Genomic DNA, 12,315 nt, shown 5'->3' with positions numbered 1-12,315 from the left:
GCCGTTCGAGGAGCCGGAGCGAAACCCGTGAAACAGCACACCGTCATCGACAGCCCCTACGGCGCACTCACCCTCGTCGCCGAGGACGGCGCCCTGTGCGGCCTCTACATGACCGATCAGCGCCACCGCCCGCCCGAGGAGACCTTCGGCGCCCGCGACGAACGCCCCTTCGCCGAGACCGAGGAGCAACTGGAGGCCTACTTCTCCGGCGAACGGAGGGACTTCACCCTCGGCCTGCGGCTGAACGGCACCCGGTTCCAGCGCACGGTCTGGGCACAGCTCCAGAAGATCCCCTACGGCGAGACCCGCACCTACGGCGAACTCGCCGCCGCCCTCGGCAACCCGGCCGCCTCCCGCGCCGTGGGGCTCGCCAACGGCCGCAACCCGGTCGGCATCATCGTCCCCTGCCACCGCGTCGTCGGTGCGAGCGGCGACCTCACCGGTTACGGCGGCGGCCTGGAGCGCAAGCGGCGGCTGCTGGACTTCGAACGCGGGGCGGCGGGACCGGAGGCACTGTTCTAGACGGGCGGGAGTTCCAGACAGCTGGGACGCGTGGGCTCCGGGTGAAAACGCGTTGCCCGCGCGCCACGGGGCCCGTTACGCTCGCGGAACTTCGAAGACCACGCTCTCCCGAACGATGCCGCAGATGGGGAGCAGGCCCGCGCACAGCAGCCCGGAGCCACGGAGGGGCGGCGCCACCCTTTCGGCACGCCCTCCGGAGGACTGCACCCATGCATCCCACGCGCCCCATGCGTATCGGCCTCGGCCTTCCCGTCGACGACCCCGCCCTGCTGCTGAGCTGGGCACGGCGCGCCGACGCGCTCGCCTTCAGCACCCTCGGCCTGCTCGACCGGCTCGTCTACGACAACCCCGAGCCCCTGATCACCCTCGCGGCCCTCGCGGGCGCCACCTCCCGCATCCGCCTCCAGACCGAGGTGCTGATCGCGCCCGTCCACAACACCGCGCTGCTCGCCAAGCAGACGGCGACCCTCGACCGGCTGTCCGGCGGGCGCTTCACCCTCGGCATCGGAGTCGGCGGGCGGGCCGACGACTTCCTCGCCGCCGGCATGGACCTCCACCGCCGGGGCCGCCGCCTCGACGAGCAGATGACCCTCCTGCGCCGGACCTGGCAGGGCGAGCCCTACGCCCGGGACGTCGGGCCCATCGGCCCCCGCCCCGCGACGCCCGGCGGGCCGGAGGTGCTGTTCGGCGGCTTCGCCCCGGCCGCCCTGGAACGGGTCGGCCGCTTCGGCGACGGTTTCCTCGGCGCCGCGCTGCCCGCCGCCCACATGGCCGGCCTGTTCCGCGAGGTCGAGGCGGTCTGGCGCAGGCACGACCGCCCCGGCCGGCCGCGCCTGGTCGCCCAGGCGAGCGTCGCCCTCGGCCCGGACGGCACGGTCGAACGGGCCCGTCGGGCGCTCGGCGACTACTACGCCTTCACCGGGCGCGCCGAGTACATGACCAAGGGCCTGCTCACCACCGCACGGGAGATCCAAGCGGCCGTCGACACCTTCCGGGACATCGGTGCCGACGAGGTCGTGCTGTACTGCTGGGCCTCGGACCCCGACCAGGTCGACCGCCTGGCGGACGCGGTGTTCTGACCGTCCCTCCCGGCGGGGCGGCTCAGCCCAGCCCGCGCAGCAGCTCGGGCAGGGCGGTGCCGATCGGCTCCCGGACGACCTCGTCGGCCAGGTCGTCGTACGGCGTCGGCTCCGCGTTGACGACGACCAGCCGGGCCCCGTGGTCGACGGCCACGCCGGCCAGCCCGGCGGCGGGCTGCACCTGGAGGCTGGTGCCGACGGCGACGAACACCTGGCACGCCTCGCTGACGGCGACCGCCTCGCCCAGCACCACCGGGTCGAGGCTCTCGCCGAACATCACGGTCGCCGGCTTCAGGACGGAGCCGCACTCCAGGCACGGCGGGTCGTCCTCACCGGCGTCGAGCCGGGCGAGGGCGTCCGCCATCGGCCCCCGGACCCGGCAGCCGGTGCACACGCAGGCGCGCGCGGTGCCGTGCAGCTCGAGGACCTTGCGGGCGGAGACCCCGGCGAGCTGGTGCAGGCCGTCCACGTTCTGGGTGATCACCCGGACCGGCACCCCGCGCCGCTCCAGCTCGGCCACCGCACGGTGCGCGGCGTTCGGCTCGGCGTGCAGCGCCGCGGTCTCGCGCCGCATCCGCCAGGAACGCCGCCTGATCTCGGGATCACCCATGTAGTACTCGTAGGTGACGAGCTTCTCGGCGTCCGGGTCACGCCGCCACAGCCCGTTCGGACCGCGGTAGTCGGGGATGCCGGAGTCGGTCGAGACGCCTGCACCGCTGAGGATGGCGACGAGGGGCTTGCCGGTCATGCGGTCGAGGGTAGGGCGCCGGTGCGGGCCCGGCGAACGGTTATCGGTCCACCCGGACGCCGTCGACCAGCTCCGCCGTGCCGGAGCCGTCCGCGAGCACGTCCAGGGCGGCCAGCACCCGGCCGTGCAGCGCGGGCAGCAGCAGACCGCCCAGGTCCTCGCGCGGCACCAGCCGCCACGACAGCAGCTCCTCCTCCTGCAAGCGGATCGCCTTGAGGTCGTCCTCGGCCAGGACCCCGCCGTCGTACAGGTACGCCACGATCGGCGGCCTGCCCGCACCGCGCACCCAGTCCACCGTGAGCAGGCGTCCGATCCGCACGTCGAGCCCGATCTCCTCGAGGGTCTCCCGCCACGCGCCCTGCCGCGGGGTCTCCCCGTCCTCGGACTCGATCGTCCCGCCGGGCAGCGCCCACCCCTCGCGGTAGTTGGGCTCGACGAGCAGCACCCGCCCCCCGGCGTCCCTGAAGACCGCGGCGGAGCCGGCCAGCACGCGGGGCAGACCGGCGATGTAGGTGGCGTAGTCAGGAGTGGTCATCCCGGAAGCGTAACGAGCCGGCGCCCGGTCCCGGGGCCGTCCCGACGCGGCCCGGGGGAGACCCGGGACGTGCGCACGGCCGGTTCCACGGTGTGGGCAGGGCATGACGGCGCGGGTGTCCTCCGGTTAGGGTCGCAGCGGCGCGACTGCCTTGACGTGCGCAAGGCTCGGAGAGCAAGGGGAGATCAAGGTGGCTGACGCTGCTGTGGACGGGGCCCGCCGGGTGCTCGTCGCCGCGGACAAGTTCAAGGGGTCGCTGACGGCCGTCGAGGTCGCCGAGCGCGTCACGGCCGGACTGCGCCGTGTCGTGCCGGACGTCCTGGTCGAGGCGCTGCCCGTCGCCGACGGCGGCGACGGCACGGTGGCCGCCGCGGTCGCCGCCGGATTCGAACGCCGGGAGGTGCGGGTCGCCGGGCCCCTCGGCGACGAGGTGACGGCGGCGTACGCGCTGCGCGACGGCACCGCGGTGGTGGAGATGGCCGAGGCCAGCGGCCTTCAGCGGCTCCCGGAAGGCGTCCTCGCGCCGCTGACGTCGTCCACGTACGGCTCGGGCGAGCTGCTGCGGGCCGCGCTGGACGCGGGGGCGCGGACGATCGTGTTCGGGGTCGGCGGCAGCGCCACCACGGACGGCGGCGCCGGAATGCTGGCCGCGCTGGGCGCGCGGTTCCTGGACGCGGACGGGGAGCCCGTCGCGCCGGGCGGGGGCGGCCTCGCGGGGCTGGCCTCGGCCGACCTGTCGGGTCTCGACCCGCGGCTGTCGGGCGTGGAGCTGGTCCTCGCCAGTGACGTCGACAATCCGCTGACGGGGCCGAAGGGCGCCCCGGCGGTCTACGGACCCCAGAAGGGCGCCTCGCCGGACGACGTGACGGCCCTCGACGCCGCGCTCGCCCACTTCGCGAAGGTGCTGGAGGGGACGGAGGGCGTGGGCACGCGAGTCGCCGAGTACGCCGCGTCGCCGGGCGCGGGCGCGGCGGGCGGCATCGGCTTCGGCGCGATGCTGCTGGGGGCGCGGTTCCGGCCCGGCATCGCGGTGATGCTGGACGTGCTGGGCTTCGCGCCGGCGCTGGACCGGGCGGACCTGGTGATCACCGGGGAGGGCTCGCTGGACGAGCAGACCCTGCACGGGAAGGCGCCGGCGGGTGTCGCGGCGGCGGCCCGGGCCGCGGGCAAGGAGGTCGTCGCGGTGTGCGGGCGCCTCGCCCTGCCGGCGGAGACGCTGGGGCGGGCGGGGATCCGGCGGGCGTATCCGCTGACGGATGTCGAGCCGGACGTCGCGAAGTGCATCGCGGACGCGGGGCCGATCCTGGAGCGGGTGGCGGAGTCGATCGCGCGGGACTTCGTCGGGTAGGGGGAGTCTCGCCCCCGCCGCCCCTTCCCATTCCCGACCCTGGGGGCTCTGCCCCCAGACCCCCGTTTCGGCCTGAACGGCCTCGCCCTCAAGCGCCGGACGGACTGGTTGGGCCGACCACGGCCACTCATGTCCCCACCGAGTCGGGTGGTGGGTGGGCATGGGCCGGGGGTCTGGGGGCGGAGCCCCCAGGGACGCCGACGCCGACACCGGCGCCGGGCGCGCACAAACAGAAGGGCCCCGAACCCGACCCGGGTCCGGGGCCCTACCGACGTTCGCACGTCACGGAAGCTGCGCGGCCCGCGCCTCCCGCCGATTGTCACGGAAATTGTTCACCCTGCGAGCGGTGGCGAACAGGGGAATCACCGCGCCCATCACCAACTGCAACGCACATCCCGTCTGCAACAGCAGCTGCCCGCTCGGCGCGTCGAACGCCCAGCCGGCCAGCAGCCCCATCGACAGGACGATCCAAGCCAGCATCGCCACCGCGAGCCGCCCCCGCGGCTTCGGGTACTCGACGCGGCTCACCATCAGCCAGGCCGTGCCCAGGATGGCCAGGAGCGTCGCCACGAAGGGCAGCTCGAGCAGCACGATCGACACCACCGTCAGCGCCCCGAACGGCGACGGCATGCCCTGGAAGGTGCCGTCCTTGACGGTGACGCAGGAGAACCGCGCGAGCCGCAGCACCACCGCCAGCAGCACCACGATCGCCCCCACCGCCGCCACCCGCTGGTAGGCGTCGTCCGCGACCATGCCGTAGACGAGGACGAAGTACGCCGGTGCGAGGCCGAAGCTGATGAGGTCGGAGAGGTTGTCCAGCTCCGCGCCCATGGGCGAGGACCGCAGCTTGCGGGCGACCAGACCGTCGAACAGGTCGAAGATCGCCGCGCACAGCATCAGGATGACCGCGGTGGCCGCGCTGTGCCGGGCCATGCCCGACTCGTCGCTGCCCATGAGGTGCGGGATCAGGATGCCGGTGGTGGTGAAGTACACCGCCATGAAGCCGCACGTCGCGTTACCGAGCGTGAGCGTGTCCGCTATCGACAGGCGGAGCGAGAGCGGCATCTCCTCCTCGTCGTCCACCTCGTCGGCCTCCGGCACCCATCCGGCCTGGGTCTGTGGATCAATCACGGTCAATTCGAGTCACCCCAGCCACCGTCTTCTGGCCCACCTCGACATCCACCTCTACGCCCTCCGGCAGGTACAGGTCGACGCGGGAGCCGAAGCGGATCAGACCGACCCGCTCGCCCTGCTCGACCTTGGTGCCCTGCGGCACGTACGGGACGATGCGGCGGGCCACCGCGCCGGCGATCTGGATCATCTCGATGTCGCCGAGCTCGGTGTCGAAGTGCCACACGACGCGCTCGTTGTTCTCGCTCTCCTTGTTGAAAGCGGGAACGAAGCCGCCCGGTACGTGCTCGACCGACGTGACCGTGCCGGACAGCGGGGCGCGGTTGACGTGGACGTTGAGCGGGCTCATGAAGATCGCGACGCGGGTGCGGCCGTCCTTCCACGGCATGATGCTCTGCACCACACCGTCGGCGGGCGAGATGACCCGGCCCCGGGTGATCTCGCGCTCGGGGTCGCGGAAGAACCACAGCATCCCCGCCGCGAGCGCGGTGGCGGGGACGGCGACGGCCTTGGCGGCGCCGGAACGGCGGGCCCGCAGGAGGCTGACGGCTGCGGTGGCGACGGTCGGCAGAAGCCACGGCGATGCTCCGCGCGCGAGGCGTACGCCGGCGAGGCTGTCGCGAGGTGCAGAGGTTTGGCTGTGGGGCATGGATGACCTTCGTAGCGGATGATGCCGCGCTATGACGGGGGACGGCGGCTTTCCGGCGATCGTAGCGGCTTCCCGCCGCAACTGGGTAAGCCAGGAAGCCGAGTCGGCGGCCGAACACTGCCTACGGGGTGTGACCTTCTTCTCCAAGAAAACACCCCGTATCCGGACATCTAACCCTGGAATCGATACTCTTCGAGCAGTCGGCGGCCGATGATCATTTTCTGGATCTCGGCGGTGCCTTCACCGATGAGCAGCATCGGCGCCTCGCGGTAGAGGCGCTCGATCTCGTACTCCTTGGAGAAGCCGTACCCGCCGTGGATCCGGAAGGCGTCCTCCACGACCTCCTTGCAGTACTCGGAGGCGAGGTACTTGGCCATCCCCGCTTCCAGGTCGTTTCGTTCGCCCGAATCCTTTTTGCGTGCAGCGTTCACCATCATCGCATGCGCCGCCTCCACCTTGGTAGCCATCTCCGCGAGCTTGAACTGGATGGCCTGGTGCTGGGCGATCTGCTTGCCGAAAGTGTGACGCTGCTGGGCGTACCGGACACCGAGCTCGAAGGCACGCTGAGCGACGCCGCAGCCACGGGCCGCCACGTTGACGCGCCCGACCTCGACGCCGTCCATCATTTGGTAAAAACCTCGGCCGGTGACGCCGCCGAGCACCCGATTGGCCGGAATGCGCAGGCCGTCCATGATGAGCTCGGTGGTGTCGACGCCCTTGTAGCCCATCTTGTCGATCTTCCCGGGGATGGTCAGGCCCGGGCGGACCTCGCCGAAGCCGGGCTCCTTCTCCACCAGGAAGGTCGTCATCGACTTGTGCGGGGCCGTGCCGTCCGGGTGACCCTCGTCACTCTTCACCAGGACGGCCACCAGCGAGGACGTACCGCCGTTCGTCAGCCACATCTTCTGGCCGTTCAGGACGTACTCCTCGCCGTCCTTCACCGCCTTCGAGGAGATCGCCGAGACGTCGGAGCCCAGCGCCGGCTCGGACATCGAGAAGGCACCCCGGATGTCCCCGGCGGCCATCCGGGGCAGGAAGTGGTCCTTCTGCTCCTGCGTGCCGTGCTGCTTGAGCATGTACGCCACGATGAAGTGCGTGTTGATGATGCCGGACACCGACATCCAGCCCCGGGCGATCTCCTCCACGCACAGGGCGTACGTCAGGAGCGACTCGCCCAGGCCCCCGTACTCCTCGGGAATCATCAGGCCGAACAGGCCGAGTTCCTTCAGCCCGTCGACGATGTCCTGCGGGTACTCGTCCCGGTGCTCCAGCTCGGTGGCGACCGGGATGATCTCCTTGTCCACGAAGTCCCGGACGGTCGAGAGGATCTCCCGCTGGACGTCCGTGAGGCCGTGGGTCTGGGCGAGGCGGCTCATCTCTACTTCCCCTGTTCCTTCAGCTCGGGCCGGCCGGGCTGTTCGCCGCCGCGCTCCTTGGTGTACGTCTCGGTCGGCACCATCACCTTGCGGCGGAAGACGCAGACCAGGGTGCCGTCCTGCTTGTAGCCCTTGGTCTCCACGTGCACGATGCCGCGGTCGCTCTTCGACTTGGACGGCCACTTGTCGAGCACGGTCGTCTGGCCGTAGACCGTGTCCCCGTGGAAGGTCGGCGCCACGTGCTTGAGCGACTCGATCTCCAGGTTGGCGATCGCCTTGCCGGACACGTCCGGGACGGACATGCCGAGCAGGAGCGAGTAGATGTAGTTGCCGACCACCACGTTCTTGCCGAAGTCCGTCGTCTTCTCGGCGTAGTTGGCGTCCATGTGAAGCGGGTGGTGGTTCATGGTGAGCAGACAGAACAGGTGGTCGTCGTACTCCGTGACCGTCTTCCCCGGCCAGTGCTTGTACGTCGCCCCGACCTCGAACTCCTCGTAGGTGCGTCCGAACTGCATGGCGCTCAGCCCTCCGGGATCTCGAACTTGCCGGTGCGCCGCATGCCGGCCGCGCGCCCCTTGCCGGAGACGACCAGCGCCATCTTGCGGCTGGCCTCGTCGATCATCTCGTCGCCGAGCATCGCCGAGCCCTTCTTGCCGCCCGCCTCGGACGTGTAGTAGTCGTACGCGTCCAGGATCAGCTCGGCGTGGTCGTAGTCCTCCTGGGAGGGCGAGAAGATCTCGTTGGACGCCTCGACCTGGCCCGGGTGAAGCACCCACTTGCCGTCGAAGCCGAGGGCGGCGGCGCGCTGCGCGACCTCGCGGTAGCCGTCGACGTTGCGGATCTGGAGGTAGGGGCCGTCGATCGCCTGGAGGTTGTTGGCGCGGGCGGCCATCAGGATCTTCATCAGGATGAAGTGGTAGGCGTCCGCCGGGTAGCCGGGCGGCTGCTCGCCCACGACGAGGGACTTCATGTTGATGGACGCCATGAAGTCGGCCGGGCCGAAGATGATGGTCTCCACGCGCGGGCTCGCCTGGGCGATCTCGTTGACGTTGTTCAGGCCCTGCGCGTTCTCGATCTGCGCCTCGATGCCGATCCGGCCGACCTCGAAGCCCATCGTCTTCTCGATCTGGGTGAGCAGGAGGTCGAGCGCGACGACCTGCTGGGCGTCCTGGACCTTCGGCAGCATGATGCAGTCCAGGTTCGGGCCGGCGCCCTCGACCACCGTCACGACGTCCCGGTACGTCCACTCGGTCGTCCAGTCGTTGACGCGCACGACGCGGGTCTTGCCGGTCCAGTCGCCCTCGTTGAGGAACTTGACGATCGTGTGCCGCGCCTCCGGCTTGGCGAGCGGCGCGCAGGCGTCCTCCAGGTCGAGGAACACCTGGTCCGCCGGGAGGCCCTGGGCCTTCTCCAGGAAGCGCGGGTTCGAGCCCGGGACCGCCAGGCAGGAACGCCGGGGGCGGAGACGGTTGACCGTGGTCATGCGGGGACCTCCAGGGGGTCGAGCTTGTTCGCGTACCGGATCTCGTCGACGATCCGGCCGATGATGCCGGTGATGTCGAAGTCCTTCGGGGTGAAGACCGCGGCCACTCCCGCGGCCCGCAGTTCCTCGGCGTCACCGTTCGGGATGATGCCACCGGCGATCACCGGGATGTCTGTGGCACCGGCCACACGGAGCCGTTCGAGCACGTCCGGCACGAGCTGGGCGTGCGAGCCGGACAGGATGGACAGGCCCACCGCGTGCACGTCCTCCGCGAGGGCGGCGTCCACGATCTGCTCGGGGGTGAGCCGGATGCCCTGGTAGACCACCTCGAACCCGGCGTCGCGGGCCCGCACGGCGATCTGCTCGGCGCCGTTGGAGTGGCCGTCCAGGCCGGGCTTGCCGACCAGGAAGCGGAGCTTGCCGACCTCCATCTCCTTGGCCGTCAGCTCCACCTTGCGGCGCACCTCGGAGAGGGCCGAGCCCTCCTCGGCGGTGACCGCGACCGGCGCCGAGGACACGCCGGTCGGTGCGCGGAACTCGCCGAAGACCTCGCGCAGCGCCCCGGCCCACTCGCCGGTGGTGGCGCCGGCGCGGGCGCACTCCAGGGTGGCCTCCATGAGGTTGCCGGTGCCGCGCGCGGCCTCCTTCAGCTTCTCCAGCGCCTTGCAGGGGCGCGGGTGGTTGAAGGGCGGCTGGTAGCGGGTGTCGCGCCAGTTCTCCAGCGAGGCGATGACGCGGGCCTCCACCGCCGGGTCGACCGTCTGGATCGCGGTGTCCAGGTCGGCGGTCAGGGGGTTGGGCTCGGTGCCCTCGAAGGCGTTGACACCGATGATCTTCTCCTCGCCGGACTCGATCCGGGCCCGGCGCTCGGCGTGCGAGGCGACCAGCTGCGACTTGAGGTAGCCGGACTCGACGGCTGCCATCGCGCCGCCCATCTCCTGGATGCGGTCGATCTCCGCGAAGGCCGCCTCGACCAGCTCGTCGACCTTCGTCTCGACCACCTTCGAGCCCTCGAAGAGGTCCTCGTACTCCAGCAGGTCGCTCTCGTGCGCCAGCACCTGCTGGATGCGCAGCGACCACTGCTGGTCCCAGGGGCGGGGCAGGCCCAGCGCCTCGTTCCAGGCCGGCAACTGCACGGCACGCGCGCGTGCGTCCTTGGAGAGGGTGACCGCCAGCATCTCGAGGACGATCCGCTGGACGTTGTTCTCCGGCTGCGCCTCGGTCAGGCCCAGGGAGTTGACCTGGACGCCGTAGCGGAAGCGGCGGTGCTTCGGGTTCTCGATGCCGTAGCGCTCGCGGGTGACGCGGTCCCAGATGCGGCCGAAGGCGCGCATCTTGCACATCTCCTCGACGAAACGCACGCCCGCGTTCACGAAGAAGGAGATGCGGCCGACCACGTCGCCCATGCGCTCCTGCGGCACCTGACCGCTGTCGCGCACCGCGTCGAGGACGGCGATCGCGGTGGACATCGCGTACGCGATCTCCTGCACCGGCGTGGCGCCCGCCTCCTGCAGGTGGTAGCTGCAGATGTTGATCGGGTTCCACTTGGGCAGGTGGGAGACCGTGTACGCGATCATGTCGGTCGTCAGGCGCAGGGACGGGCCCGGGGGGAAGACGTGCGTCCCCCGGGACAGGTACTCCTTGACGATGTCGTTCTGGGTCGTGCCCTGGAGCTTGGTGATGTCCGCACCCTGCTCCTCCGCGACGACCTGGTAGAGCGCCAGCAGCCACATGGCCGTGGCGTTGATGGTCATAGAGGTGTTCATCTGCTCCAGCGGGATGTCCTGGAACAGCCGGCGCATGTCACCGAGGTGCGCGACCGGCACCCCGACCCGGCCGACCTCGCCGCGGGCGAGGACGTGGTCGGAGTCGTAGCCGGTCTGGGTCGGCAGGTCGAAGGCGACCGACAGACCCGTCTGCCCCTTGGCGAGGTTGCGCCGGTACAGCTCGTTGGACGCCTCGGCCGTGGAGTGACCGGCGTAGGTGCGCATGAGCCACGGCCGGTCCTTCTGACGCTCAGTCATGTGTGGCCTCCGCCGTCCTCAGATGTTCCGGAAGCGGTTGATGGCGTCGAGGTGCTTCGCGCGCTTCTCGTGGTCGCGCACGCCCAGGCCCTCCTCGGGGGCCAGGCACAGCACGCCGACCTTGCCCTGGTGCAGGTTGCGGTGGACGTCGTAGGCGGCCTGGCCGGTGTCCTCGAGGGAGTACACCTTGGAGAGCGTGGGGTGGATCTTGCCCTTGGCGATGAGGCGGTTGGCCTCCCAGGCCTCGCGGTAGTTGGCGAAGTGGGAGCCGATGATGCGCTTCAGGGACATCCACAGGTAGCGGTTGTCGTACTCGTGCATGTAGCCCGAGGTCGAGGCGCAGGTGGTGATGGTGCCGCCCTTGCGGGTGACGAAGACGGAGGCGCCGAAGGTCTCGCGGCCGGGGTGCTCGAAGACGATGTCGATGTCCTCGCCGCCGGTCAGTTCGCGGATGCGCTTGCCGAAGCGCTTCCACTCCTTGGGGTCCTGGGTGTTCTCGTCCTTCCAGAACTTGTAGCCCTCGGCGTTGCGGTCGATGATCGCGTCGGCGCCCATCGACCGGCAGATGTCCGCCTTCTGCTCGCTGGAGACGACGCAGATCGGGTTGGCGCCGCCGGCGAGGGCGAACTGCGTGGCGTAGGAGCCGAGTCCGCCGCTGGCGCCCCAGATGAGCACGTTGTCGCCCTGCTTCATGCCGGCGCCGTTGCGGGAGACGAGCTGGCGGTACGCGGTGGAGTTGACCAGACCCGGTGCGGCGGCCTCCTCCCAGCTGAGGTGGTCGGGCTTCGGCATCAGCTGGTTGGACTTGACCAGCGCGACCTCGGCGAGACCGCCGAAGTTGGTCTCGAAGCCCCAGATGCGCTGCTCGGGGTCGAGCATCGTGTCGTTGTGGCCGTCGGACGACTCCAGCTCGACGGAGAGGCAGTGCGCGACGACCTCGTCGCCCGCCTGCCAGGCGTTGACGCCCGGGCCGGTGCGCAGGACGACGCCGGCCAGGTCGGAGCCGATGATGTGGTACGGCAGGTCGTGTCGCTTGGTGAGCTCGCTGACCCGGCCGTAGCGCTCCAGGAACCCGAAGGTGGACAGCGGCTCGAAGATCGAGGTCCACACCGAGTTGTAGTTGACCGAGGAGGCCATGACGGCCACCAGGGCCTCGCCCGGGCCCAGCTCGGGCAGCGGCACCTCGTCCAGGTGGATCGACTTGCGGGGGTCCTTGTCCCGGGTCTCGAGGCCCGCGAACATCTCCGTCTCGTCCTTGTGCACGGTGATCGCGCGGTACGACTCGGGGAGCGGCAGAGCGGCGATGTCGGCCTTCGTGGAGTCGGGCGACTGGATCGCGTCCAGGATGTCCTTCACGGTCACGGTGTTGCCTCCGGCGGTGAGCGCCCTGAGGGAGGGGCGCTGAGGGGTACGTCGGTGC

Annotated in this window: 12 protein-coding genes; 3 read left to right on the top strand and 9 right to left on the bottom strand. The window is 70.7% G+C overall.

What is annotated here, in order from left to right; genetic code table 11:
- Positions 1 to 27 precede the first annotated feature (27 nt).
- Positions 28 to 522 carry a methylated-DNA--[protein]-cysteine S-methyltransferase gene (locus tag OHA99_RS05300; protein ID WP_381498912.1) on the top strand — a complete coding sequence of 165 codons (495 nt, stop codon included), beginning with the start codon at positions 28 to 30 and terminating at the stop codon, positions 520 to 522.
- A 227-nt stretch (positions 523 to 749) separates the two neighbouring features.
- A complete protein-coding gene (locus OHA99_RS05295; RefSeq protein ID WP_381498934.1) occupies positions 750 to 1,601 on the top strand; it encodes an LLM class flavin-dependent oxidoreductase in 852 nt (283 codons plus the stop codon).
- A gap of 22 nt (positions 1,602 to 1,623) precedes the next feature.
- On the opposite strand, the gene OHA99_RS05290 is transcribed toward OHA99_RS05295, so the two are convergent.
- Entirely contained in the window at positions 1,624 to 2,349 is a 726-nt protein-coding gene (locus OHA99_RS05290; protein WP_381498915.1) for an NAD-dependent deacetylase, read from the bottom strand.
- A 40-nt stretch (positions 2,350 to 2,389) separates the two neighbouring features.
- The gene (locus tag OHA99_RS05285; RefSeq protein ID WP_381498918.1) at positions 2,390 to 2,884 is read right to left on the bottom strand and encodes an NUDIX domain-containing protein; all 495 of its coding nucleotides are present in this window, start codon (positions 2,882 to 2,884) and stop codon (positions 2,390 to 2,392) included.
- Positions 2,885 to 3,107: 223 nt separating this feature from the next.
- On the opposite strand from OHA99_RS05285, the gene OHA99_RS05280 reads away from it, so the two are divergent.
- Positions 3,108 to 4,232, top strand: coding sequence for a glycerate kinase (locus OHA99_RS05280; RefSeq protein ID WP_381498937.1), 1,125 nt, complete (start codon positions 3,108 to 3,110; stop codon positions 4,230 to 4,232).
- Positions 4,233 to 4,514: 282 nt separating this feature from the next.
- Here the strand turns inward: OHA99_RS05280 and pssA are convergent, their stop codons facing one another.
- The 7 genes from pssA to ccrA all read right to left on the bottom strand — a co-directional run bounded on the left by pssA (position 4,515) and on the right by ccrA (position 12,257).
- Entirely contained in the window at positions 4,515 to 5,333 is an 819-nt protein-coding gene (gene pssA / locus OHA99_RS05275) for a CDP-diacylglycerol--serine O-phosphatidyltransferase (RefSeq protein WP_007387957.1), read from the bottom strand.
- Between the two features lie 22 nt (positions 5,334 to 5,355).
- Complete coding sequence (locus OHA99_RS05270) at positions 5,356 to 6,012, bottom strand: phosphatidylserine decarboxylase (protein ID WP_007387958.1); 657 nt, start codon at positions 6,010 to 6,012, stop codon at positions 5,356 to 5,358.
- Positions 6,013 to 6,182: 170 nt separating this feature from the next.
- Positions 6,183 to 7,388 (bottom strand): acyl-CoA dehydrogenase family protein, encoded by a 1,206-nt coding sequence (locus tag OHA99_RS05265; RefSeq protein ID WP_164382002.1) that lies wholly within the window; start codon positions 7,386 to 7,388, stop codon positions 6,183 to 6,185.
- A 2-nt stretch (positions 7,389 to 7,390) separates the two neighbouring features.
- On the bottom strand, positions 7,391 to 7,903 hold the full coding sequence (locus OHA99_RS05260) for a MaoC family dehydratase (RefSeq protein ID WP_164382000.1): 513 nt from the start codon (positions 7,901 to 7,903) through the stop codon (positions 7,391 to 7,393).
- A gap of 5 nt (positions 7,904 to 7,908) precedes the next feature.
- Positions 7,909 to 8,871 (bottom strand): HpcH/HpaI aldolase/citrate lyase family protein, encoded by a 963-nt coding sequence (locus OHA99_RS05255; protein ID WP_381502034.1) that lies wholly within the window; start codon positions 8,869 to 8,871, stop codon positions 7,909 to 7,911.
- Entirely contained in the window at positions 8,868 to 10,895 is a 2,028-nt protein-coding gene (locus OHA99_RS05250; RefSeq protein WP_366471315.1) for a protein meaA, read from the bottom strand. Before OHA99_RS05250 ends, OHA99_RS05255 begins: the two co-directional genes overlap by 4 nt.
- An 18-nt stretch (positions 10,896 to 10,913) precedes the next feature.
- Positions 10,914 to 12,257, bottom strand: coding sequence for a crotonyl-CoA carboxylase/reductase (gene ccrA / locus OHA99_RS05245; RefSeq protein ID WP_153177086.1), 1,344 nt, complete (start codon positions 12,255 to 12,257; stop codon positions 10,914 to 10,916).
- Positions 12,258 to 12,315: the final 58 nt, after the last annotated feature.

Origin of the sequence: Streptomyces coelicoflavus (genome assembly GCF_045041415.1) — a bacterium.
Lineage (GTDB): Bacteria > Actinomycetota > Actinomycetes > Streptomycetales > Streptomycetaceae > Streptomyces > Streptomyces coelicoflavus.
The sequence above is the reverse complement of the archived record's forward strand: the minus strand, read 5'-3'. Positions and strand labels throughout refer to the sequence as shown.

What these genes read in the sequence shown, in the direction of transcription:
- OHA99_RS05270 (WP_007387958.1), bottom strand. Translation starts at nt 6,012, where the DNA reads ATGCCCCACAGCCAAACCTCTGCACCTCGCGACAGCCTCGCCGGCGTA.
- OHA99_RS05260 (WP_164382000.1), bottom strand. Translation starts at nt 7,903, where the DNA reads ATGCAGTTCGGACGCACCTACGAGGAGTTCGAGGTCGGGGCGACGTAC.
- OHA99_RS05295 (WP_381498934.1), top strand. Translation starts at nt 750, where the DNA reads ATGCGTATCGGCCTCGGCCTTCCCGTCGACGACCCCGCCCTGCTGCTG.
- OHA99_RS05290 (WP_381498915.1), bottom strand. Translation starts at nt 2,349, where the DNA reads ATGACCGGCAAGCCCCTCGTCGCCATCCTCAGCGGTGCAGGCGTCTCG.
- OHA99_RS05250 (WP_366471315.1), bottom strand. Translation starts at nt 10,895, where the DNA reads ATGACTGAGCGTCAGAAGGACCGGCCGTGGCTCATGCGCACCTACGCC.
- OHA99_RS05265 (WP_164382002.1), bottom strand. Translation starts at nt 7,388, where the DNA reads ATGAGCCGCCTCGCCCAGACCCACGGCCTCACGGACGTCCAGCGGGAG.
- OHA99_RS05285 (WP_381498918.1), bottom strand. Translation starts at nt 2,884, where the DNA reads ATGACCACTCCTGACTACGCCACCTACATCGCCGGTCTGCCCCGCGTG.
- OHA99_RS05255 (WP_381502034.1), bottom strand. Translation starts at nt 8,871, where the DNA reads ATGACCACGGTCAACCGTCTCCGCCCCCGGCGTTCCTGCCTGGCGGTC.